The 23,088-nt window shown below is 72.8% G+C and carries 21 protein-coding genes; 10 read left to right on the top strand and 11 right to left on the bottom strand.

Annotation, left to right across the window (positions count from 1 at the left end):
* Positions 1-76 precede the first annotated feature (76 nt).
* From DVK44_RS00235 to DVK44_RS00225, 3 genes are all read right to left on the bottom strand, one after another.
* Positions 77-1,948 carry a rhamnogalacturonan lyase gene (locus DVK44_RS00235; protein WP_114657537.1) on the bottom strand — a complete coding sequence of 624 codons (1,872 nt, stop codon included), beginning with the start codon at positions 1,946-1,948 and terminating at the stop codon, positions 77-79.
* A 142-nt stretch (positions 1,949-2,090) separates the two neighbouring features.
* The gene (locus DVK44_RS00230; protein ID WP_114657535.1) at positions 2,091-3,509 is read right to left on the bottom strand and encodes an RICIN domain-containing protein; all 1,419 of its coding nucleotides are present in this window, start codon (positions 3,507-3,509) and stop codon (positions 2,091-2,093) included.
* Positions 3,510-3,524: 15 nt separating this feature from the next.
* A complete protein-coding gene (locus DVK44_RS00225) occupies positions 3,525-4,625 on the bottom strand; it encodes a glycoside hydrolase family 43 protein (protein WP_114657533.1) in 1,101 nt (366 codons plus the stop codon).
* 264 nt (positions 4,626-4,889) lie between these two features.
* Between DVK44_RS00225 and DVK44_RS00220 the strand changes: the two genes are divergently transcribed.
* Entirely contained in the window at positions 4,890-5,999 is a 1,110-nt protein-coding gene (locus tag DVK44_RS00220) for a substrate-binding domain-containing protein (RefSeq protein WP_114657531.1), read from the top strand.
* A 174-nt stretch (positions 6,000-6,173) separates the two neighbouring features.
* Positions 6,174-8,093, top strand: coding sequence for a DUF2264 domain-containing protein (locus DVK44_RS00215; RefSeq protein ID WP_114657529.1), 1,920 nt, complete (start codon positions 6,174-6,176; stop codon positions 8,091-8,093).
* Here DVK44_RS00215 and DVK44_RS00210 read toward each other — a convergent pair.
* Positions 8,072-8,704, bottom strand: a complete 633-nt coding sequence (locus DVK44_RS00210; RefSeq protein WP_114657527.1) for an N-acetylmuramoyl-L-alanine amidase — start codon at positions 8,702-8,704, stop codon at positions 8,072-8,074. The genes DVK44_RS00215 and DVK44_RS00210 overlap by 22 nt on opposite strands.
* Positions 8,705-8,803: 99 nt before the next feature.
* Here DVK44_RS00210 and DVK44_RS00205 point away from each other — a divergent pair, with 99 nt between their 5' ends.
* The 3 genes from DVK44_RS00205 to DVK44_RS00195 are packed head-to-tail and all read left to right on the top strand — an operon-like array spanning position 8,804 to position 11,344.
* Positions 8,804-9,433, top strand: coding sequence for an ArsR/SmtB family transcription factor (locus DVK44_RS00205; protein ID WP_114657525.1), 630 nt, complete (start codon positions 8,804-8,806; stop codon positions 9,431-9,433).
* On the top strand, positions 9,430-10,767 hold the full coding sequence (locus tag DVK44_RS00200; protein ID WP_114657523.1) for an MFS transporter: 1,338 nt from the start codon (positions 9,430-9,432) through the stop codon (positions 10,765-10,767). The genes DVK44_RS00205 and DVK44_RS00200 overlap by 4 nt, the downstream gene beginning before the upstream one ends.
* Before the next feature lie 10 nt (positions 10,768-10,777).
* Positions 10,778-11,344 (top strand): GNAT family N-acetyltransferase, encoded by a 567-nt coding sequence (locus DVK44_RS00195; protein ID WP_114657521.1) that lies wholly within the window; start codon positions 10,778-10,780, stop codon positions 11,342-11,344.
* A 16-nt stretch (positions 11,345-11,360) separates the two neighbouring features.
* On the opposite strand, the gene DVK44_RS00190 is transcribed toward DVK44_RS00195, so the two are convergent.
* Entirely contained in the window at positions 11,361-12,341 is a 981-nt protein-coding gene (locus DVK44_RS00190; protein WP_114657519.1) for a DUF3152 domain-containing protein, read from the bottom strand.
* A 174-nt stretch (positions 12,342-12,515) separates the two neighbouring features.
* Here DVK44_RS00190 and DVK44_RS00185 point away from each other — a divergent pair, with 174 nt between their 5' ends.
* Genes DVK44_RS00185 through DVK44_RS00175 form a run of 3 tightly spaced genes read left to right on the top strand, consistent with a single transcriptional unit; the run spans position 12,516 to position 15,492 of the window.
* Positions 12,516-13,211, top strand: a complete 696-nt coding sequence (locus DVK44_RS00185) for a response regulator transcription factor (protein WP_114657517.1) — start codon at positions 12,516-12,518, stop codon at positions 13,209-13,211.
* Complete coding sequence (locus DVK44_RS00180) at positions 13,208-14,722, top strand: sensor histidine kinase (protein ID WP_114657515.1); 1,515 nt, start codon at positions 13,208-13,210, stop codon at positions 14,720-14,722. Before DVK44_RS00185 ends, DVK44_RS00180 begins: the two co-directional genes overlap by 4 nt.
* Positions 14,719-15,492, top strand: a complete 774-nt coding sequence (locus DVK44_RS00175; RefSeq protein WP_114657513.1) for a hypothetical protein — start codon at positions 14,719-14,721, stop codon at positions 15,490-15,492. Before DVK44_RS00180 ends, DVK44_RS00175 begins: the two co-directional genes overlap by 4 nt.
* A 12-nt stretch (positions 15,493-15,504) precedes the next feature.
* Here DVK44_RS00175 and DVK44_RS00170 read toward each other — a convergent pair whose 3' ends face one another.
* The 4 genes from DVK44_RS00170 to DVK44_RS00155 all read right to left on the bottom strand — a co-directional run bounded on the left by DVK44_RS00170 (position 15,505) and on the right by DVK44_RS00155 (position 19,246).
* Complete coding sequence (locus DVK44_RS00170) at positions 15,505-16,140, bottom strand: DUF305 domain-containing protein (protein ID WP_114657511.1); 636 nt, start codon at positions 16,138-16,140, stop codon at positions 15,505-15,507.
* A 101-nt stretch (positions 16,141-16,241) separates the two neighbouring features.
* Positions 16,242-16,661 (bottom strand): DUF6153 family protein, encoded by a 420-nt coding sequence (locus tag DVK44_RS00165; RefSeq protein WP_114657509.1) that lies wholly within the window; start codon positions 16,659-16,661, stop codon positions 16,242-16,244.
* A gap of 495 nt (positions 16,662-17,156) precedes the next feature.
* Entirely contained in the window at positions 17,157-18,209 is a 1,053-nt protein-coding gene (locus DVK44_RS00160; RefSeq protein ID WP_114657507.1) for a FecCD family ABC transporter permease, read from the bottom strand.
* Positions 18,206-19,246, bottom strand: coding sequence for a FecCD family ABC transporter permease (locus DVK44_RS00155; RefSeq protein ID WP_114657505.1), 1,041 nt, complete (start codon positions 19,244-19,246; stop codon positions 18,206-18,208). Before DVK44_RS00155 ends, DVK44_RS00160 begins: the two co-directional genes overlap by 4 nt.
* A gap of 55 nt (positions 19,247-19,301) precedes the next feature.
* On the opposite strand from DVK44_RS00155, the gene DVK44_RS00150 reads away from it, so the two are divergent.
* Positions 19,302-20,369, top strand: a complete 1,068-nt coding sequence (locus DVK44_RS00150) for an ABC transporter substrate-binding protein (protein WP_228446921.1) — start codon at positions 19,302-19,304, stop codon at positions 20,367-20,369.
* An 88-nt stretch (positions 20,370-20,457) separates the two neighbouring features.
* On the opposite strand, the gene DVK44_RS00145 is transcribed toward DVK44_RS00150, so the two are convergent.
* Positions 20,458-21,051, bottom strand: coding sequence for a TMEM165/GDT1 family protein (locus tag DVK44_RS00145; RefSeq protein ID WP_114657503.1), 594 nt, complete (start codon positions 21,049-21,051; stop codon positions 20,458-20,460).
* 391 nt (positions 21,052-21,442) lie between these two features.
* On the opposite strand from DVK44_RS00145, the gene DVK44_RS00140 reads away from it, so the two are divergent.
* Positions 21,443-22,075, top strand: a complete 633-nt coding sequence (locus DVK44_RS00140; RefSeq protein WP_228446920.1) for a COG4315 family predicted lipoprotein — start codon at positions 21,443-21,445, stop codon at positions 22,073-22,075.
* A 90-nt stretch (positions 22,076-22,165) separates the two neighbouring features.
* Here the strand turns inward: DVK44_RS00140 and DVK44_RS00135 are convergent, their stop codons facing one another.
* Complete coding sequence (locus DVK44_RS00135) at positions 22,166-23,041, bottom strand: DUF2382 domain-containing protein (RefSeq protein WP_114657501.1); 876 nt, start codon at positions 23,039-23,041, stop codon at positions 22,166-22,168.
* Between the last annotated feature and the right edge of the window lie 47 nt (positions 23,042-23,088).

The following is a 23,088-nucleotide window of genomic DNA, read 5'->3' as shown; positions in this document are numbered from 1 at the left end:
CGGCCACCGCCGCCCGCGCCCGTCCTCCCGGCCCCCACGGCGGCCGGGAGGACGGGCGCGGTACGTACCGGACCGGTCAGGGAGTGGTGAGCGCCGGCCGCGGCGGAGTGGGCATGTTGGCCCCGATGAAGAAACTCGGGTGCGGTGGCTGGTTGTAGGCGGTGTTCTGCCACGCGATCGCCGTCCGGTACTGCCGGTCGTGCAGCAGTGTGGTGATCTTCCGGTCGGTCTCGTACGGCGTGGAGTAGATCCGCAGCGCCGTGTTGTCGGTCGTGGGCCAGATGACCTCCTCGCGCCAGTCGCCGAGGATGTCGCCCGAGAGCGAGGGCGTCGCCTTGGTGCCGTTGTTGGAGTGCACCCCCGACGCGGTCAGCAGCCGGGTGTCGCCCGACGGACCGTACTTGTCGATCCGCGTCGCGTCGAGCAGCTCACGCACCGGATCCCCGTCCCACCAGGCCAGGAAGTTGGTCGAGGACGGCTTGCGGCCGATCGCCGCGCCGGTGGTGGAGCGGAGCGAGTCGTCGCGCGCCGACCACATCTCGGCCCCCGGGCTGCCGGCCCAGATATCACCCGCCACCCCGCGCCCGTTGTCCCCGTTCGCCGGGGTCGACCACAGCACCTGACCCGTTCGGGCGTCCGCGAAGAACGACGACGGCTTGCTGGAGTCCTCGTCCACCTTGAAGTACTCCAGACCCGGCCGCGACGGATCGAGATCACCGAGATGCGCCGCGTCGCCGTGGCCGTTCCTCGTCGTCCACAGCCCGGCGCCGTTGTCGTCCACCGCCATCGCGCCGTAGACGATCTCGTCCTTGCCGTCACCGTCCACATCACCGATGGCCAGCGCGTGGTTGCCCTGACCGTCGTAGCCCCTGCCGGTGTTGGTCGAGCTGTTGGTGTCGAACGTCCAGCGCCGGGTCAGCTGCCCGCCCCGGAAGTCCCAGGCCGCGATCACCGTACGGGTGTAATAGCCCCGTGCGCTGATCAGCGAGGGCCGGGCGCCGTCCAGATAGGCCGTCCCGGCGAGGAACCGGTCCACCCGGTTGCCGTACGAGTCGCCCCACGAGGAGACCGTGCCGCGCGGCACCACGTAGTCGACCGTGCTGAGCGCCGCCCCCGTCTGCCCGCTGAACACCGTCAGGAACTCCGGCCCGTTCAGTACGTACCCGGACGAATTCCGGTAGTCCGCCGAGGCGTTGCCGATGACCCGGCCCGTGCCGTCGACCGTGCCGTCCGCCGTCTTCATGGCGATCTCGGCCTTGCCGTCCCCGTCGTAGTCGTACACCTGGAACTGCGTGTAGTGCGCGCCGGAGCGGATGTTGCGGCCCAGATCGATCCGCCACAGCCGCTGGCCCTGGAGGGTGTAGCCGTCGATGATGGTGTTGCCCGTGACCCCGGACTGCGCGTTGTCCTTGGCGTTGGTGGGCTGCCACTTCAGGACGATGTCGAGATCGCCGTCGCCGTCGAGATCGCCGACGGAGGCGTCGTTCGCCTCGTACGTGTAGTCCGCGCCGGCCGGCGGGACCTGGATCGGCACATCGAGATAGCCGGAGCGGAACTGGATCGCGCTCGGCGAGGCGGCCTGCTCCGTACCGTTCACGACGGCGCGCACGGTGTAGTCGGCCGAGTTCGGCGCGTCCTTGTGCAGATAGTTGGTCGTGGTGATCGGCTGCGTGTTGACCTTGACGGAGCCGCGGTAGAGGTTGAAGGTGACGCTGTCCGCGTCGGTGCCCAGCCAGCGCCAGCTGACCAGATTGTCATTGCCTGTGTGCACACTGACCAGCCCGCGGTCGAGCCGCTCCAGCTGCGCCGCCGCGGCCAGCGGCGCGGCCGCCGCGCCCGCGTCCGGCAGAGGGGCGACCAGGCCGGTGAGGAGCGCGCAGGCCGGTGCGAGTACGGCCAGCGGCGCCCAGCGCCGGACGGTCGGGGACGAGGCGAATCTGAACCGCACGGATGCCTCCGGGGGGTGGGGGGAGAGGGCGGGGAAAGTGACGCGATCCCTCTGCCTCCGGGTCGCCGCCCACGCGCGAATGGTTGCCGCGCGGGCGGCCCCGGATCCCGGTTCCCCGCCCCCCCCAGAGGCGCTCAGCGGGTCAGGAGGCCCGCCGCCACTGCTGGTTGGTCGCGCCGTTGCAGGTGTACGTGATGATCCGCGCCGAGTTGTCCGCGGACGCGCCGCTGACATCGAGGCACTTGCCGCTCGCCCGGGACGCCACCGCGACATAACCCGCGCTGTTGGTGGTCACCTGCCACTGCTGGTCGGCTCCGGTGCCGCACACCCGCTGCTGGATGTCGGAGCCCACCTCGGTCAGACAGAGCGAACTCTGCCGGCCCATCAACTGCACATAGCCGTCACCGGTGTTCCGGAACCAGAACCGCTGGTTGCCACCGCTGTTGCAGGTGTACTGGAGGAGCGCGACATTCTCGATGATCGACTGGTTCGGGATGTCCGCGCACTTGCCGCTGTGCCGCGCGGTCAGTGTCTCGTACGGGCCGCCCGAGCCGCTCACCGTACCCGTCCCGGTGTCGATGGTGATCTCCGGATACCAGTCCATGGTCATGGTGGTGCTGGTCGGGAAGGCCAGCGGCAGCCAGACATAGCGCGAGTCGTTGACCGTCCGGCCGAAGGAGTTCCCCCACCGGTCGCCCAGATACAGATACGAGGTGGCCGCGGTGCCCTGCACCGTGAGGACGTACGCGGTCTGGGAGTTGTACGTCGTCGAGTCGCCCACGTTCCGCATCGCGGTCCACGGACCGGCGAGCGAGGTGGCCGTCGCGTACTGCTGCTGGTTGGCGCTCCACCCGGTGGCCCCCGAGGTGAGCATGAAGTACACACCGCCGCGCTTGAACAGCGCGGGCGCCTCACGGTGGCCGCCGGGCCAGGGGTTGGCGACCAGCGAGGCGATGCCGGTGTAGTCGGCGGTCAGCCGGTAGATCTGGAGGTCGTAGTTCTCCCGGGCGGCCGACACCATGTAGCCCGCGCCGTCCGTGTCGGTGAACAGGGTGATGTCCCGCGACATATGGGTATCGAGCGGCCGGAAACTGCCCCGCCAGGTGTAGTTCCCGTCGACCGTGGCCGAGGTGGCCACGGCGGCGCGCGCCTGGCTGTAGTCCGTGGCGGTCTCCTTGTGCATCCACATCACGAACTGCCCGGTCGCCGCGTTGTAGATCACCTTCGGCCGCTCGATATTGGCGCTGGCCAGCTCCGGGTCGGTCGCCTGGGTCAGCACATGGTTGCGGAACTCCCAGTTCTTGAGGTCGGAGGAGCGGTACGCGGAGACATACCGGAAGGTGTTGTTCGCGTTGCGGTTCTCGCCGAACCAGTAGTACCAGGCACCGACCTTGATGACCCCGCCGCCATGGGCGTGCACCAGCGCCCCGGAGGTGTCGGTGAACTGGGTACCGCTGAGGACGGTCACCGGACCGGCGGCCTGAGCCGTGCCGGCCGGCAGGAAGAGGGCCGTGGCCCCCACACAGAGTGCGAGCAGCAGTGCGCGCAGTCGGTTTCTCATCTCGGACACCCTCCTTTACCGCGTCGCCGCGGTGACGCCGCCGGCCGGTCCGTCCGCCACCGGCACCCCGAAGTCGGGGGTGCCGTCCCGCCGCCAGCCCAGCCGCTGGACGCGGGTGTGCCGGTTCGGGTCGTGCAGCGGGTCACCGGTGATCTCCTTGTACTGCCGGGCGTGGTAGACGAGCACATCGGTCCGCCCGTCCTCCGCGACCGTGAACGTGTTGTGCCCGGGCCCGTACTGACCCGTCGCCGCACTGCTCGCGAACACCGGAACGGGGGACTTCGACCAGGCCCCGGGAGCGAGCAGATCGGCCCGGGCGTCCGCGGTGAGCAGGCCCATGCAGTAGTGGTGATCGGTGGCGCTCGCCGAGTACGAGAGGAAGACCCGCCCGTTGCGCTGGATGACGGCGGGCCCCTCGTTGACCCGGAAGCCCACACACTCCCAGTCGAACTCCGGTGTGGTGAGCCGGACCTGAGGTCCCGTCAGGGTCCATGGGTTCGCCATCGCGGAGAGGAAGACACCGGTGTTGTTGTCCATTCCCGGTTCGTGCTGCGCCCAGGCGAGATAGCGGGTGCCGCGGTGGGTGAAGGTGGTGGCGTCGAGTGAGAAGGTGTCCCAGGCGGTGGTGATCCGGCCCTTCTCCCGCCAGGTTCCGGTGAACGGGTCGGGGCTGTCGTTCTCCAGCACCCAGATCCGTATCCTCCACACGTCGTCGGTGCGGCCCGCCGCGAAGTAGACGTACCACTTCCCGTCGATGTGGTGCAGCTCCGGCGCCCAGATGTGCGCGCCCATGTCACCGCTGGTGTGCCGGCGCCAGATGACCGACTCCTCGGCGGTGGCCAGCCCCTGGATGGTGCGGGAGCGGCGCAGGACGATGCGGTCGTATTCGGGCGCGGTCGCCGTGAAGTAGTACTGACCGTCGGTGTGGCGCTGGATGTGGGGATCGGCGCGCTGCTCGATCAGCGGATTGCGGTACACCAGAGCGGCGGACGGGGCAGGGGCGGGCGAAGAGGCGGGTACCGCGGCGTGGGCGACACCGGGCACCGCCGTCAGGGCACCGGTGGCCAGGGCTCCCTTCAGAACAACGCGGCGGCTGGGGATGTCACTGCGGCTCATGCAGCCTCCCTTTCGGGCCTTCGGTCGGGGTGGAGGGACACAGCACGTCCGGCATGTCGAACGACATCTGTGATCCCGAACGCCGAAACCGTAAGGGCGTGTTACGGAGAGGTCAACGGCCCCGACGGGAAACGGGTACGCGGGAATCCGTTTCCGGTGATCGCTATGCTGCGGCTCAAAGCGCTCATTCGAAGCATTCAAACGAACAAGCACACGGTACGACGGCGCGGTACGACAGAGCGATACGGCAGGGGGCCGAACAGTATGCGAGAGCCGGTCGAACTCAGGCGGCAGCGGATCCTCGCCGTGGTGGAGGCGCGCGGAGCCGTCAAGGTGAGCACCCTCGCCGCCGAACTGGAGGTCTCGGTGGTCACCGTCCGCCGGGACGTGGAGGAGCTGGCCCAGGAGGGCAGACTGCGGCGCGGGCACGGCGTGGCCCGCCCGGTGGCCGCCGAGCACGAGCCGTCCGTACCTGCCCCGCGCGCCGGCTCCCCGGCCACGGCCGGCGCGGTCGCGCTCGTGGTGCCCGAGCGCCACTCCTACCTGTACGAGACGCTGCACGGCGCCCGTACGGTGCTGGAGGAGGCCGGAATGCGCGTCGCCCTGCATATCGCGCCGCAGGCCGACGGCGCCGAACGGCACCTGGTGGACGCGGCGCTGGCGGCCGGCGCCCGGGGCCTGCTGATCGCCCCGCGCTGGCGCAGCGCGCCCGCGGAGGAGGCGGACTACGGCTGGCTGGCCGACGCCGGTGTGCCCACCGTGCTCATGGAGCGCCGGCCCCGGCCGGGCAGCGCCCTGCACGCCCTCGACTCGGTCTGCTCCGACCACTGGTACGGCACCCATCTCGCCGTCGCCCATCTGATCGCCCTCGGCCACCGCCGGATCGTGCTGGCCGCCCGCGACGACAGCCCCACCGCCCGCTCCATCCGCGCCGCCTTCGCCGACATCGCCGCCGGCCGGCCCGAGGTGGAGGACTGGTCGGTGGTCCTCAGCTCCCCGGCCGCCGCGCCGGGCCCCGCCGCCGCGGCCGGCCGTACCCCGCCCGACCTCGCCGCGCTGCTCCGCGAGCGCGGCGCCACCTGCGCCGTCCTGCACGGCGACGTGGACGCCCTGATGCTGGTGCAGCGGCTCGCCGAGGACGGCGTACGGGTCCCGGCGGACTGCTCCGTGGTCGCGTACGACGATGTGGTGGCCGCGCTCGGCGGCACCCCGCTGACCGCCGTGGCCCCGCCGAAGGCCGAGATCGGCCGGGCCGCGGCCGAACTGCTCCTGCACCGGCTGGCCGACGCCGCGTCCGGCATCCCCGCGGGCCCGGTGCGCCGGATCGAGCTGCTGCCCGGACTGAAGGTCCGGGGCTCCACCCGGGCGCTGTAGGAACGGGGTGGGGCGCGGGCCGGAGAGGGCCACCGGAACCCGCCTCGAAAGTATGAGCGTTTGACCGCTTGGATTTTCTCCTGAGCGATCTATTGACCCGTACCGATCAGCCGATCAGGATCTCTTCTGTCCCGCACCGAGCCGCGGGAAGGAACGAAAGGCTGGCTTTCCCGTATGACGACGCCCCCGTCCCTCGAACTCCCCGCCGAGGACCGCGTCCTCAGCCCGTACACCGGCTACACCCGGGCCCACTGGGAAGCCACCGCCGACGGACTGCTGCGCGCCGCCTGGCGGTGGGCCACCCCGGGCGGCGCCCTGCTCGATCTGCCGGGCCGGCCCTCCGGCTCGGGGGTGCGCTCGGACGGCCTGGAGGGATACGCCCGTACGTTCCTGGCCGCCGCCTTCCGGGTCGCGGGCGCCGGCGGCGAGGACCCGTACGGCTGGCTCGGCCGGTACGCGGACGGCCTCGCGGCCGGCACCCGTACCCCCGGCCGGGACGACACCGAGTCCTGGCCGCTGATCCTCGGCCACGACGTCCAGGGCCAGCCCATGGTCGAGTCCGCGTCCGTCGCCCTCGGACTGCGGCTGACCGCGCCCTGGCTCTGGGACCGACTGGACCCCGGCGTCCAGGACCGCGCCGAGGAGTGGCTGCGCGGCGCGCTGCGGCACACCCCGGCCCCCAACAACTGGTATCTCTTCCCCTACACGGTGGCCGGCTTCCTGGAGTCGGTGGGCCGCGGCGACGCCGAGACGGCCCGCGCCCGCGAGCGGGCGCTCGGCCTGCTGGAGGGCTGGTACCGCGGCGAGGGCTGGTACGCCGACGGCGACAGCCGCGCCTTCGACCACTACAACGGCTGGGCCCTGCACCTCTATCCGGTGCTCGACGCCCATCTGTCGGGCGACACCGAGCGGCTGGCCCACTACGGCGCCCGGCTGCGTGAGCATCTGGAGGGCTTCTCCCTGCTGTTCGGCGCCGACGGCGCGCCGATCCACTTCGGCCGCTCGCTGTCCTACCGCTTCGCGGCGGGCGCGGCGGTCGGGCTCGGCGCCGTCACCGGACACACCCCGCTCGCGCCGGGAGTGTCACGGCGGCTGGTGAGCGGGACGCTGCGCTACTTCCTGGACCGCGGCGCCACCGGCCCCGACGGGCTGCTCACCCTCGGCTGGCACGGACCGCACGACGCGACGCTCCAGCACTACTCCGGGCCCGCCTCGCCCTACTGGGCCTCCAAGGCGTTCGTCGCGCTGCTCGCCCCCGGGGACGCCCCGCTGTGGCAGGCCCCTGAGGAGCCCGCGCCCAGCGAGGGCCCCGACCGGGTGCTCGCGCTCGCCGTGCCGGGGCTGCTGGTTCACTCCACCCGCGCCGACGGGATCGTACGGCTGCACAACCACGGCAGCGACCATCTGCGCCCGCACGAGGGGGAGGCGGAGGTACGGGACGACCCGCACTACAGCCGGCAGGCGTACTCCACCGCCACCGGCCCCACCGCGGCGGCGAACGTCGCGGACAACCACCTCGCCGTGGAGATCGGCGGCCGGCTCAGCGAGCGCCGCCGGATCCGGCCGCTGGGCGCCGGCGGCGGCGACGGCTGGGGCTGGGCCGCCTCCTGGCACCGGCCGGTCTTCCGCCCGGGACCGCCGATGGCGCCGGGGCTGCGGGTGGAGAGCGTCACGGTGGTCCGGGGGAGCCACGAACTGCGCGCGCACCGCGTGGTGGACGCGCCCGCCGGGTCACGGGTCCGCCAGACGGGCTGGGCGACCGGCCCCGACGACACCGTACGGTCCGCCCTGCACGGTCTGTACGGCTGGGAGTCGGCGCTGCCGGACGGCCAACGGGCCCCGCAGGGAACGGCCTTCACCCGCTGGGCCGTGGTGCCCCGGCTCACGGCGGCGGCGGACGGCACCACGGTGCTCGTGGCCCTGGCCTCACTCACCGGCGTGACGGAGGACACCGACGAGGCTCCGCTTTCCGGTGCGGTACGCGAAGTGCGCGTGGCCGGGGACACGGTCGAGGTGCGGTGGGCGGACGACGGGTCGCTGACCCGGATCGGCTTCTCGCCCCTGACGGTGGATCACCTCCGTACGGAGGGCTGAGCCGTGACCAGCCGGAGGTAGCGGTCCCAGTCCCAGAGCGGACCGGGATCGGAGTGGTTCGCCCCCGGGACCTCGGAGTGGCCGACGATGCGGCTCCGGGTCCTGGGGATCCCGTACCGGTCGCAGACGGCCGCGGTGAGCGCCGCGGACGACGCGTAGAGCACGTCGGTGAAGTACTCCGGCCGGTCCACCCAGCCCTCGTGCTCGATGCCGATGGCACGGGTGTTCCAGTCCCAGTTGCCCGCGTGCCAGGCGATGTCCTTCTCCCGCACGAACTGGCCGATGTAGCCGTCGGCCGAGGCGACCATGTAGTGCGCGGAGACCTTCTTGGCGGGGTTCTGGAAGATCCTCATCGCGTCCGGGAAGGTCTCCTGCGTGACATGGATGACGACGCGGTCGATCCGGTGGTCCGTGGGCCGGTCGGCCACCGTGTAGTTGGAGGCGGCGGCCGGGATCCAGTGGGTGGGGGGATAGCCGGCGGCCGTACGGTCGCGGCCCTCGGCCCGCGCGGGAGCGGGCGCCGAGGCGCCCGGACCGAGCACGGTGACGCCGAGATACGCCCCGGAACGGAGCAGCGAACGGCGGGACGGGGCGGGGCGTGGAACTGCCATGGGGTTCTCCCGGTGCGAGGGTTGGAGGGCCGGCCGAATGCAGAGGTTTCTCTGCACAGAGTCCTATGCAGAGAAACCTCTGCACCTTAGGGTGGGCGCATGCCCGACACCCCGGAAGCCCCGCCGGAAGACACCCCGGCGACCGCCGCGCACCCCGCCTCGCCCGCCCGCCGTCTCGACGCGCACAGTCTGCGCGGGCTGGCCCATCCGCTGCGGATGAGCATCTTCGAACTGCTGCGGCTCGACGGCCCCGCCACCGCCACGCTGCTCGCCGAGCGCCTCGGCCAGAACACCGGAACGGTCAGCTGGCATCTGCGCCACCTCGCCGAACACGGCTTCATCGAGGAGGAGCCGGGCCGCGGCACCAAGCGCGAGCGCTGGTGGCGGGCGGCCACGGCCAAGAACGTGCTGAACACCAACGACTTCCGGGACGACCCGGAGGCCCGGGGCGCCCTCTCCGTCTTCACCCACGAACTGGTGGGCCAGTACTTCAACCGCGTCATGACTTACCTCAACGACGACTGGGACGAAAAGTGGCGCGCCGCCGGCACCATCGGCGACTGGAGCGAACTGCGGCTGACCCCCGCCCAACTCGCCGCGCTCAACGACGAACTGGCGGCCGTGATCGCCCGCCACACCCCGGCCCCCGACGCCCGGCCCGACCCCGACGCCCTCCCCGTGGTCGTCCAGCTCCAGTCGTTCCCGCGCCACGGGCGCGCCGCCTCGTGAGCCGGGACGGGGACGGCGGTACGGCACCGCGCGCACGCGGCGGACTGCTGCGCCGGCACCGGGACTTCCGGCTGCTCTGGTGCGGCGAGACGGCCGGCCGCTTCGGGGCGTCGGTCACCAGCGTGACGATGCCGCTGATCGCCGTCTCCCGCCTGGACGCCGGGCCCTTCGAGGCCGGCCTGCTCACCGCCGCCGCGTGGCTGCCCTGGCTGGTCGTCGGACTCCCGGCCGGCGCCTGGGTGGACCGCGTCCGCCGCCGGCCGGTCATGCTGGCCGCCGCCGCGGTCTCCCTCGTCCTCTTCGCCGCCGTCCCGCTCGCCGACCGCGCGGGCCTGCTGAGCATCGGTCCGCTGCTGACGGTCGCCCTGCTGACGGGCGCGGCGGCGGTCTTCTTCCAGACCGCCTACACCGCCTATCTCGCCACTCTGCTGACCCCCGAGGACCAGCCCGAGGGCAACGCGAAACTGCACGGCAGCGCGTCCGCCGCCCAGATCGCCGGACTCGGCTCGGGCGGGCTGACCGCCCAGGTGGCGGGCGCGGTGAACGGCATGTTCGTCAACGCCGCCACCTTTCTCGTGTCCCTGCTCTGTCTGACCGGCATCCGCCACCGCGAACCCCGCCCCGCTCCCGCGCGCCGCCGCCCCGGCGCGCTGGCGGCCGAGGTCGGCGAGGGGCTGCGGCTGATCGCCGGGGACCCCTGGCTGCGCTCGCTCACGCTCTACGGCGCCGCCTCCAACCTGGCTCTGATGGGCTATCAGTCGATCCTCGTCGTCTTTCTCGTACGGAGCGCCGGGCTGGCGCCCGGGCCCGTCGGCGCGCTGATCGCGGTGGCGGGCGCCGGGGGAGTGCTCGGCGCCTTCCTCGCCCGCCGGATCGCGGCCAGGACCGGGACGGCCCGGGCGCTGCTGTACTTCGCGCTGGGCCTGCCCTCCTGCGCGCTGCTCATCCCGCTCACGTCCGCGGGCGCCGGGCTGCTGTTCTTCGTTGTCGGCGGCGGCTGTGTCTCGGCGGGCGTCGTCGCCGAGAACGTCCTCAAGGCGACGTTCCAGCAGCGGTACTGCCCGCCCGAACTGCTCGGCCGCCTCACCACGAGCGCCGCCTTCCTGAACTACGGCACGATCCCGCTCGGCGCCCTGCTCGCCGGCTCCCTCGGTGATCTGCTCGGTCTCCGGCCGGCGATGTGGATCATGACAGCGGGCGTACCGCTCGCGGCGCTGATCCTGCTCTTCTCGCCGCTGCGGCGCGCCCGCGATCTGCCGGCCTCCCCGCGGTCACGGGAGCATCAGCCGTCCCGTGAGCCTCGTGGGTTGCGGAGCACCCCCGAGGTCGGGTAATACTCGCAGAGTGAAAGCAGGACTTACGGCAGGACGTACTCCGAAGGGTACGGGCACGGTCGGCGCCGCCGTGTCGGTCAGACGCGCCACCGCACGGGACGCCAAGCGCCTCACCCGGCTCGTCCGTACCTCCCACGCCTACGAGGGGCCGTACGCCTCGATGGTCGCCGGATACCGGGTGGGGCCCGACTACATCGAGACCCATGAGGTCTTCGTCGCCACCGCCCCCGACCCGGCCGGTCCCGATGCCACCGTCCCCGGCCGGGTTCTCGGTTTCTACGCGCTCGTCCTCGATCCGCCGGAGCTGGACCTCATGTTCGTCGCCGACGACGCGCAGGGGCTCGGCATCGGGCGCCTGCTCATCGGCCATCTGCGCGACCGGGCCCGCGAGGCCGGGATCGAGGAGGTCCGGGTGGTCTCGCATCCGCCCGCCGAGGGTTTCTACCGGAGCGTCGGCGCCCGGCGGACCGGCACCGAGAAGGCGAGACCGCCCGCCGTGCCGTGGGACCGCCCCGAACTGGTCATCCCCGTGGATCCTGCCGGTCCGGTCGGCCCCGTCATTCCCGTCCGGCCCTGACGCGCGCCGCCCGCGCTCACGGCACCGCCGGCCCGGTGATGGCCTTGCCGTTCCGGTCGTAGGGCCAGGCGTTGATGACACAGCCGCGCAGCCCCTTGATCTGCTGCATCATGGCCGGCGCCGGCATCCCCGCGCCGGGGCAGGTCTGATGGCCGTGCCCGAGGTAGTGCCCGACCTCGTGGTTGATGATCAGCGCGCGGTACTGGGGGATGTCCTGGGCGTAGAACTCGGTGGCCAGCAGCCACCGCTTGAGGTTCACCATCACCTGGTCGCCGACGTTGCAGTTGACCTCGCCGCCGGTGTCCAGTCCGTACTGCCCGCAGATGGTGTCCACGGTGCCCGGCGTCGCCACCTTGACGACGAAGTCCCTCGGCGCGCCGGCCGGTACGCGCTGGAACGCCGAGGTGCCGTCGGCCGTCCAGCCCCGGGGATCCGCGAGGATCTTCTCCACCTCCCGCGCCGTCGCGGCGGCGGAGAGGGTGAGGCCGTCCTCGACGGAGACCGCGTAACGCAGCACCTTCGCGCCCTTCCCGGACCGGGTGCCGGTGCCCGCCGCCGTGGTGAACGTGCCCGGTCCCGACCGCGGGATGTCCTTCTCGTCCACGGTGCCGGACGAGCCGGAGGCGTCGGTGGACCCGTCCGCGTCATCCGATCGACCGGACTCGTCGGAGCCGGAAGGCTCCGCGGAGCTGCGGGAAGCCGACGGGCTCGCGCTCTTCACATCACCCGGGTCGGCCAGGGGTGAGGCGCCGCCGGTCCCGGAACCGGCCGACGCCGACTCCGTTGCCCGCACCTCCGCGGAGCCCCCGCCCTCCAGCCGCGCGGCGGCCGCGTCCGACGCGGCCCCGCCCCACGGCCCGTCCGCCACCGCCGCATAGCCGGCGGCCGTGAGCGCGATCGCCCCGAACGAGCCCGCGAGCAGCAGAAGACCCCGGGAGGGGCCCCGGGCGGGACCCCGGTGCGACGGGGCGCTGGAGCGGTGGCTGCGATGTTTCATGGGGGACGAGGCTGACGCCGCCGTGTGATCAAACCTGGACCAGAAGATAACGAAAAGGTCACGGAATGGTCCGGTGGTCGGGTCCGCCGAATCAATATGATCGTCGCGTAACAGTTCCTTCCGAGGGGGCTGTCCGGGTGATCCCGGCCCCTGGGAGCTGCGGATACTGTCCGCATGCCACGTGTCCTGCTCATCGAAGACGATCCCGCCGTACGCGAGGGTGTGCGGCTGGCCCTGCGCCGTCAGGGCCACGAGGTCGCCGCCGTCGCGACGGGCGAGGAAGGGCTGAGCCGGCTGTGGTCCTTCCGGCCGGATGTGGTGGTCCTCGATCTGATGCTGCCGGGCATGAGCGGTCTCGACGTCTGCCGGCGGATCAGGACCGGCTCCCAGGTGCCGATCATCATGGCCACCGCCCGCGGCGACGATGTGGATGTCATCGTCGGACTGGAGGCGGGCGCGGACGACTACGTGGTCAAGCCCGTACAGGCCAGGGTCCTCGAAGCCCGGATCCGCGCCGTGCTCCGCCGTATCGGCGCCCCCGGGACCGGCACCGGCACCGATGGCCCGAGGATCGAGACCCACGGTGAACTCACCATCGACCGGGCCGGGCTGGACATCACCCTGCGCGGCGAGCCCGTCTCGCTCGCCCTCTCCGAGATGCGTCTGCTGCTGACGCTGTCCGCCTCGCCCGGCCAGGTCTTCAGCCGTCAGCAGCTCCTCGAAGCGGTCTGGGAGCACAGCTACCACGGGGACATCCGGCTGGTGGACGCGTGTGTGAAACGGCTGCGCCTGAAGATGTCGGAGCCCTCGGGCCGGCCGCTCTACATCCTGACCGTGCGCGGCTTCGGCTACCGGTTCAGGTCGGCGTGAGAGTCCCCCGGCTGATCCGCGGCCTCGGCGGACTGCGGGTGCGGCTGATCGTCGCCTTCACCCTGGTCGCGGTGGCGGGCACCCTGACCACCGGCGCGCTGACCTTCCGCGAGGCCCGCAACGGAGTGCTCCAGCAGAGCCAGGACTCGGTCCTCAAGCAGTTCCGCGACCATGTCAACACCCTCGCGCCCGCGTTCACCCTCCCGCTGAACCAGACGACGCTGGACGGGTTCGCCGCCGACGCGGCACGCGCGGGCCGCTCCCAGGGCTGGCGCGTACTCGCCGTGTACGGGGACCTGCGCGCGACCTCGGTCGAGGGCGACGACTTCGCCGAACTCACCCCGAGCCTCCGGGAGGCCGCGACCGACCGGCCCGTCACCGTCTTCCAGCGGGTCACCAAGGGCGACCGCTCCGTGCTGGTGATGGGCGTGCCCGTCACCTACGCCCCGGTGGCCGAGGGCGAACCGCGCCGGGCCTCCGGACTCGTCGTCTTCCTGTCCGTCTCGCAGCGCAACGAACAGGCGTACGTCGACGCGCTGGTGTCGGCCGTCCAGCGCGCCGTCCTGCCCGCCCTCGGCCTCGCCGTCGTCCTCGCGCTGCTGGCCGCGCGCGGGGTGCTCCGGCCCGTACGGGAACTGCGCCGCGCCGCCGGCAGTATGGCCGAGGGCCGGTTCGACACCCGGCTCACGGTCCACGGCTCCGACGAACTCGCCGATCTCTCCCAGACGTTCAACGAGACCGCGTCCGCGCTGGACCGGTCCGTCGCCGAACTGCGCCGTATGGAGGCCCGCGCCCGCGCCTTCGCCGCCGATGTCTCCCACGAACTCCGTACCCCCCTCGCCGCCATGGCCGCGGTCACCGACGTCCTCGACGAGGACGCGCGCGGCCTCGACCCCGACACCGCGACCGCCGTCCGGCTGATCAGCCAGGAGACCGGGAAGCTCGCCCGGCTGGTCGACGACCTCATGGAGGTCTCCCGCTTTGACGCCGGCGCCGCCGAACTCCGGCCGGACGAGATCGATCTCGCCGAGTCGCTCCGCCGCACGCTCGCCTCCCGGGGCTGGACCGACACCGTCGAGACCGAGCTGCCGCCCCCCGGCGGGCCCCGCGTCCTCGCCGATCCGCGCCGCCTCGACGTCGTCGTCGCCAACCTCGTCGCCAACGCGCTGCGGCACGGCGCGCCGCCCGTACGGGTACGGCTGTACGCGGCGCCGGAGCGGACCGGGGGCCCGCCCGCCCGGGCCGTGGTCGAGGTGTCCGACCGGGGCCCCGGCATCCCCGAGGAGGTGCTGCCCCATGTCTTCGAGCGCTTCTACAAGTCCGACTCCGCGCGCACCCGCACCGAGGGCAGCGGCCTCGGACTGGCCATCGCCATGGAGAACGTCCGGCTGCACGGCGGCACCCTCACGGCGGCGAACCGCCCCGGGGGCGGCGCGGTGTTCACCATGGACATCCCGCTCGGACCGGTGGACAGCGCCCCCGGCGCCCCCGTCGAGGAGGACCTCGCGTGACAGACCGAACGGACCGGACGGACCGGGTGAACCGGACGGGCCCCGGCCGTGCCGCGCGGGCGGCGGCCCTGCTGATCGCCGGGCTGGCCCTGACCGCCGGCTGCCGGATCCCCGAGACCGGGGTCGTACAGGCCGGTGAACCGGCCACGGGCGTACGGGCCGAGGCGTTCGTCTATCTCGTACTGGACGGACGGCTGGTCCCGGTGTTCCGGCGCGCGCGGGCCGCCCCCGTGGACGAGGCCGGGGCGGTCGCGATGGTCCTGCGCGATCTGACGCCGGACGAGCGGCAGGCGGGCCTGAGCACCCGGCTGCCGTCGCTGCCGGCGGGCGCGGAGCCGCCGCGCGTCACGGTGAACGGCGACCGGATCTCCGTCGAGCTGTCGTTCGCGAAGCCCCTTGAGGGCCTGGCCATGGCCCAGCTCGTCTGCACCGTCGCCGACGCCCGCACGGTCACGAACCCGGACGCGGACCCGGCCGCACTCACGGTCACCCTGGTCATGGGAGAGACCCGGGCCCGGCTGAAGCCGGGTCCGGGTCCGTGCGCCGAGGGAATCGGAGTCCCGGAAGGCGTGTGGCCGAGTGCGGTCCCGCCGCTGCTCCCGGCGCCCGCGACCGGCCGGCCCGGCGCCGAGCCCGCCGAGCCGACCGTCAAGCCGGTGCTGCCGACCGCCGAGCCCGCGCCGTCGATCGCGGAGCCCGCGACCGGCAAGCCCACGACCGACGAGCCCGCGAGCGCGGATCCCGTGCTCTTCGGGCCCGCGGCCGGGTAGACGCCGTCGGCGCTACTTGTTGAGCAGCGCCTTCATCCGGGTGATCTCGGCGGCCTGGGAGGTGATGATGGCGTCGGCCAGCTCCTTGGCGGCCTGGTTGGCGCCGTCGGCTCGCTCGGTCCTGGCCATCGCGAGCGCGCCCTCGTGGTGCTCGACCATCAGCTTGAGGAACGCGGTGTCGAACTCCTTGCCGGACGAACCCTCCAGCGTGGCCATTTCGTCACCGCCCACGGCCTCGGGCATCGCCTCGGGCATCGAGCCGTTGGCGTGGCCCGCCGCGTCGTGACCGGCGGCGTCCTTCGCCGGGGCGGGCTTGCCCCAGGCCGTCAGCCAGCCGGACAGCGTCCTGATCTCGGGGGACTGGGCCCTCTTGATCTCGGACGCGAGCGACTTCACCTCCGCCGAGGAGGCCCGGGAGACGGCGACGGCGGCCATCTTCACCGCCTGCCGGTGGTGCGGGATCATGCCCTGCGCGAAGGACACGTCCGCGGCGTTGTGGATGACGGTGTCCGGCGACGCGGACGCCGCGGCGGCGCCCCGGTCGGCGGACGCGCCGTCCCCGCCGCCACAGGCGGTGAGAACGAGCGCGGCGGCGGCCGTCGCGGCGGCGAGGGCGGCGCGGCGGACCGGGAAACGGTACGAGGTCATGGCGGAGCAACTCCTGTTGCGTGAGAGAAAGTTACGGAGACGGGCATGCCGAAGGAGGCCGGCCCGGTGAGGTGCTGCCGGGGCCGGTCGCGGGGGTGCGCCTATATGCGCAGAAGCTGGAGCTGGCTGAGGGACGGGGGCGCCCGGTCGCCCGACGCGGCGCCGGGGAACCGGAGCGACGCGGCCGCCGGTCCGGCGGTCCCGTCCGTACGGGCCGGAGCGGGCGCGGTGTACGGCGCGGGCCCGCCGGCGGTGCCGGCCGCCGCGCAGGCGGTGTCGGCGTGGTCCGTGTGACCGCCGCCGTCGTCGTGATGCCCGGGCCGCTCGCACCGGGGCGCGTCGTCGGCGGTCGTGCCGCCGGCGGTCATACCGTGGCCGGCCGCCATCGGGGCCGGCCGGTGCGCCGCCGAGGCGGGCGCCGGTGCCAGTCCGTGCATCGCGAGCAGCCCGGCGAGCACCGCCAGCACCAGCAGGACCCGGGCCCCGAGGGGCCGGCTCCGGTGGTGCGGCGGACGCGTCATGGGGGCATCCTAGACACCGTTGCGCGCGGATCGGCGGAGGAGCCCGACAGCTCGCCCGCCCGCGCGTCGCGCACCGCCGCACCCGGGTGACGCCCCGTCATTGATCAGCCAGGCCCTAGGGCCTGGCTGACAAATCCCGCCTGGCTCGCGACGCCTGGCACGCACGCTCGCGGCGTTGTCGGGATCACCCCAGTACGTCCAGTACTGGGGCGACCCTCCGCCTTGCGATCGCACGCACCAGACGCCGCGAGCCCCGCCCTACGGGCGGACGGCGCTATTTGTCAGACAGGCCCTAGGGCCTGTATGGGGTTGCGCTCTGGGCTCGCGGGGCGTGGCACGCACGCTCGCCGCGTTGCCGAAATGCCCTAGTAGCTCCCTCCCCGAGCTCTCAACTCCGTTCGAGCAGGGGACACCCCATCCGAGGGCCTCCCGGCGCCTTGCGATCGCACGCACCACGCCCCGCTCCCTGATCCAGATCACAACCCCATACAGGCCCTACCCCGTCGTCCGCCGCTCCCGCGACAGCAGCCACAGCAGATACAGCCCGCCCAGCGCGCCCGTCACCAGCCCGACCGGGATCTGGAACGGGGCGAGGAGGCGCTGCGCCAGCAGATCGGCCGTCGCGAGCAGCAGCGCCCCCGTGAGCATCGCCGAGCCGACCGGGGCGCCGGGGGAGCGGGTGAGTCTGCGGGCGAGCTGGGGGGCCGCCAGGGCGAGGAAGCCGATGGGGCCCGCGACGGCGATGGCCGTCCCGGCCAGCGCGACACCGAGCAGCAGCGCCGTCGCCCGTACGCGCCCCACGCGCACGCCCAGCGCACCCGCCGTGTCGTCGCCCATCTCCATCAGCCGCAGCGGCCGGCCCACCGCCAGCGTCGCGGCGACGAGCGGCGGCAGCGCCAGCGCCAGCGGGGCGATCTGCGTCCAGGAAACGGCGTTGAGGCTGCCGAAGGTCCATGCCTTGGCGCTCTCGGCGGACTCCAGATCGGCCCGGGTGAGCAGATAGTCGTTGACGGAGGAGAGCATGGCGCCGACCGCGATGCCCGCGAGGACCAGCCGGTTGCCGGTGACCCCGCGCGACGCCGTGACCCCGTACACCACCACCGCCGTGATCAGCCCGCCGACCACCGCTCCCGTACCGACACCCACCCCGGCCGCGGAGCCGCCCGCCAGGATGACGACGAGCGCGCCGCTGGTGGAGCCGGTGGTGAAGCCGATGACGTCGGGGCTGCCCAGCGGATTGCGCGACAGGCTCTGGAACAGCGCCCCGGACAGCCCGAGGGCCGCGCCCACGAGCAGCGCGCCGCAGACCCGCGGCAGCCGCTGGCCGAGGACGATGAACCGGTCGGTCGCGGAGCCGCCCCCGCCGAACAGCACCTCGGCGATGTGCGCCGCGTCGATCCGGTACGTACCGGTGAACAGGGTGAGCGTCCACACCGCCGCGCAGCCCAGCAGCAGCAGCCCCGTCACCGCGGCGCTCCGGCCCGAGTAGCGCAGGGTGACCCCGCCGGGCAGCCGTGCCACCCGCGCCCCGCGATGCGCCGCGCTCATGCCGTGGCCTCCCGTCGTCCGGCGACCAGCCAGAGCAGTACGGGCGCCCCGACGAACGCCGTGACGATGCCGACCTCCATCTCGCCCGGCCGGGCGATCACCCGGCCCGCGATATCGCTGAGCAGCACCAGCAGCGCCCCGCCGGGCACCGAGAAGACCAGCAGCCGCCGCAGATCGGGCCCGAGGAGCAGCCGCAGGACATGCGGAACGACCAGCCCCACGAAGGCGATCGGCCCGGCGGCGGCCGTCGAGGCCCCGCACAGCAGCATGATGGCGAGAAACCCGGCCGCGCGCACCCACGGCACCCGCAGCCCGAGCGCCGCGCCCGTCTCGTCCCCCAGCGCCAGCGCGTTGAGCGCCGGACCGAGCGCCAGCGCGAGCACCGCGCCGACGACAAGGAAGGGCAGGGTCGCCGTGAGGGCCTCGGAGCCGCGGTTCTCCAGCGACCCCACCACCCAGAAGCGGTACGAGTCGAAGGCGGTGGTGTCGAACATGGTGACGATGCCGGTGCCCGCCCCCAGACTCGCCGACAGCGCCGCCCCCGCCAGCACGAGCCGGGTGCGGTGACTGCCCCGGGTGGCGCCGGCGGTCAGCGAGTGGACGAGCAGCGCGGCCAGCACGGCCCCCGCGAAGGCGAACCAGACGTAACCCGACACGCTGGTGACATGGAACGCGGCGATCGCGAGGACCACCGCGAAGGAGGCTCCGGCGTTGACCCCGACGATCCCCGGCTCGGCCAGCGGATTGCGGGTGATGGCCTGCATCACCACACCGGCCAGGGCCAGCGCGGCGCCGATCGCGACCGCGAGGAGGGTCCGGGGCATCCGCAGCCGCCACACGATGATGGCCTCCGCGCTCCCGTCGTCGTGCCACAGCACCCGCCACACCGTGTCCAGCGGAACGCTCCGCGCGCCGACCCCCAGACTCACCAGAACCAGCAGGCACACCAGGGCGAAGGCGCCGAGCAGCGCGGCGCCGCGGACCCCGCCCCCGGCGATCCGCTTTCTGGAACTCTCTCCTCCGGTTGTGTGATCCATCCCATGACCGGCATAGCTGCTCCTCAACACTTAGGAGAGCCTAAGCTAAGTGATCGTGTACCGCTTCAGTGACCTCCCCTTCCCCCGGCTCGCCGGCGGCCTCGCCGTCGTCGGCGCCCTGCTGCTCACCGGCTGTTCGACCGGCGCGACCGGCACCGCGGCCGACTCGACGGCCTCGGCGACCTCCTCCGACGGCGCCGCCTCGCCGGTGACCCACACCGCGCCCCGTACCGTGCCCAAGGGCATGGGCAGCGGCAGACCGGACGGCGAATTCCCGCGTACGGTCGGCCACTTCGAGGGCAAGACGGTCATCAAGGCCGAGCCGGCGAAGGTCGTGGTGATCTCCACCGGCCAGGCCGACGCGCTGCTCACCCTCGGCACGGTCCCGGCCGGCTCGACCCGCGGCGACGGCGCCGACCTCGTGCCCCGGTATCTGAAGGACGACTACCCGAAGGACGCGGCCGCGCTGGAGAAGGTCGCGGACGTGGGCTCCCGGGTCGCGCCGGACATCGAGGCCGTCGCCAACATCAAGCCCGACCTCATCCTGATGAACATCGCGGGCAAGGACGCCAAGAAGCTCTACACCGCGCTCAGCGCCGTCGCGCCCACCGTCGCCACCCAGGGCACCGGGCTCTACTGGAAGCAGGACTTCCTGCTCGTCGCCGACGCCCTCGGGAAGACCGAGCGGGCCCAGCGGATCCTCGACGACTTCCACACCGACGCCGCCCAGTGGGGCGCGAAGGCCGGCAAGCCCGTCACCGTCTCCTTCCTGCGGCTCAACGCCGACCGGCTGCGCGTCTTCGGTGTGCCGTCGTTCACCGGCAGCATCGCCGAGGACGCCGGGCTCGGCCGGCCCGAGAGCCAGCGGTTCGACGACACCTCCGAGGACATCAGCAACGAGCAGCTGGACCGGGCCGACGCCGACTGGATCTTCTACGGGGTCCAAGGCGCCGACACCAAGGTCACGGCGCTCACCGACGCGCCCCTGTGGCCCACGCTCTCCGCCGTCGCGGGCGGGACCGCGATCCCGGTCGACGACGATGTCTTCTACCTCAACACCGGGCCGACGGCCGCCCGTGACGTCCTCGCCGTACTCAAGAAGCACCTGACCCCGAAGAGCTGATCCGGCCGCCGCCGGAGAGCGGGCGATCCGCGCGTGGCCCCCGTACCGGCGCACCGGTACGGGGGCCACGCGCTGCCGCACGCCCGGCTCAGCCCACGAAGATCTCCACGGCCGACCAGACGGCCAGCCCGAGCATGCACAGCCCGCCGATACGCTGGACGGTCTTGAGCGGGACACGGGTCGCGATGAACCGGCCCGCGAGCAGTGCCAGCGCCGAGACGGACATCAGCGCCGCCGCCGAGCCGATGGCGGTGGACCAGGTGCCGTTGCTCGCGGCGAGATTGGCGGTGGTGATCTGGGTGAGATCGCCCCACTCGCTGATGAACACGGCCATGAACGCGGTCGAGTAGACCGGCCAGAACCCGGTCACGGTCCGGCTCCCGGCGGCGTCCTCCCCGTCCTCCTCGCCGCCCCCGCCGCCGCGCAGCAGCATGAACGCCCCGAAGGCGAAGAGCAGCGCGGAGACGAGCTTGACGGACCAGCCGGGCAGCAGCCCGATGAGGCTGCCCGCGCCGATGGCGATGGCCACATGGACGAGGAACGCGGTCGAGGTGCCGAACCAGACGTACAGCGGGCGCATCCGCGTCCCCATGGCGAGGGACGCGAACATCGTCTTGTCCGGCAGCTCCGCCAGGAAGATCAGCCCGAAGGCGGTGAGGATCGCCAGGGGATCGAGACTCATTACGGGTGGCTCTCTCTTCAGGGCCGGACCCGGATCTTCGCGAAGCACCGTCAGGAGCAAGGAGGACCGCTCGGCCCGGCACGACGGCGCGCCCGCGGGACGCGGGCACGTCAAATGCCTGACCGAAGGTCTCGCCCGCCCGTCCGGTGGGACGGGCCCGGCCACCGGGAGCCCGGGGGCTCCAGTGTGTCGACGACCGGTTCGCGGGGCTACTCCCCTTCGCTGGTCACCACGGTACCTCACCCGTACGGAGCCCCCGGGCCCGGCCGCTTCCATCGGACGGCCCTGCCCGGTGGCCCACCGGTGGCGGCTGTCCTCTAGTGAGTGCTGTGGCCGCGATCGCGCGGGCGCCGTGCTGCCCGTGGGGCGGCTCTGATCTGAGGAGTCATCAATGAGGATCACCACCAGGACCGCCGCCGCGCTGGCCGCGGCGGCACTGTGCGCCGCCGGTGTCGCCGGCTGCTCGGAGAGCGGGAGCGGGACGCGGGCCGAGGTGCCCGCCGACTACGCGGCGGCGTCCGCGTCCGCGTCGATGCTCCCGTCGACGGCCATGTCGTCGCCCGCCGCCGACCACGGGAAGGTGTCGGCGAAGGCCGTCGGGGCGTACGGGGACGTCCTGGTCAACCACCGGGACCACACGCTCTACCTCTTCGAGGCGGACAAGCGGGACAAGTCCAACTGCACGGGATCCTGCGAGAAGACCTGGCGCCCGCTGCTCGTCAAGAACAAGCCGGAGGCCGGCACCGGCGGTGTCCGGGCCAAGCTGCTCGGTACGATCACCCGCGCCAACGGGGTCAAGCAGGTCACCTACGACGGCCACCCCCTCTACACGTACCAGGGCGACCACCACCCGGGCGAGGCCCACGGCCAGGCCAAGAACGAGTTCGGCGGCAAGTGGTACGTCGTCGACGCCCAGGGCAAGGCGGTCACCACCCCGCCGCCCAGCCCCACCCACACCCCGAGCCACACGGCCGGCCCCGGCATGAGCGCCGGTGTCACACCGAGCCCCAGCGCGAGCTACTGACCGACCCGTCGCCGCCCGCCGGAACACGCCCCCGCCCCCGCACACAACGCGGTGTGCGGGGGCGGGGGCGTGTGGCCCGGTCCGGGGAGGTTACCGGCCGCCGCGCCTGCCGCGGTTGCCCTTGTCCTCCTGGTCGGTGTCGTACTCGATCTGCTCCTTGCGGACCTCGGCGGAGACCTCGCGCTGCTCGGTCACCCGCTCGGTCTCCATGCGGACGCGCTCGACGGGGATGGACTCCTTGCTGATGATCGGCTGATCGGCGTGGAGCGTCACCTCGGTCTGCGCCTCACCGATCCGCGAGCCCCGGAGCCGGCCCCGCTCCTCGGGCGTGATCGCCTCGTGGACGACGCGCACCTCCTCGTGGCTGAGCGGGACCGTCGTGGTCACGTTCTCGGTCACGACGACCTTGCGCAGCCGGGCGTGGCCGACCTCGCGCTCCTCCGCCGTGACGTGCAGCTGCTCCTCGGACCTGATGAGTTCGTCCGTGTGCAGGTCCTTACCCTCCTGCATGGAGCCGCGGACCCCGGCCATCGGCCGGCCCGTGGGCGTCGCCGCGGCGGCGCGTCCGGTGGACATGCCGGTGTCGGCGGCCATGCCCGTACGGGTCCCGGCGGTGCCCGCGGCGGCCGTACCGATGCCGCCGGCGGCCGTCAGCCCGTAGTGCCGGTAGAGCTGCTTCTCCTGGCCCGGGTCGAGATGCTCGTCCGCGTCCAGGCGCGGTGCCTCCTTGACGGTCTCCTTGGCGTACGGGACGTGGATGTCCTCGCCGGCGCGGCGGGCGCCGGTGAGCGGCACGAGGCTCTCCTTCATGCCGAACAGGCCCGTCTTCACGGTGACCCACTCCGGACGGCCACTGCGGTCGCCGACGTAGACCTGACCGACGGTGCCGATCTTGTCGCCGTCCTGGTCGTACATGCTCCTGCCGTTCAGACTGCTGGGGTTGTCGAACACGCCTTCGGCTGACATCAGCGATCACTCCTCGCGTGGGGGAAGCGCGTCTGTGGGATCAGGCC

Source organism: Streptomyces paludis, assembly GCF_003344965.1.
Lineage (GTDB): Bacteria > Actinomycetota > Actinomycetes > Streptomycetales > Streptomycetaceae > Streptomyces > Streptomyces paludis.
The sequence above is the reverse complement of the archived record's forward strand: the minus strand, read 5'-3'. Positions and strand labels throughout refer to the sequence as shown.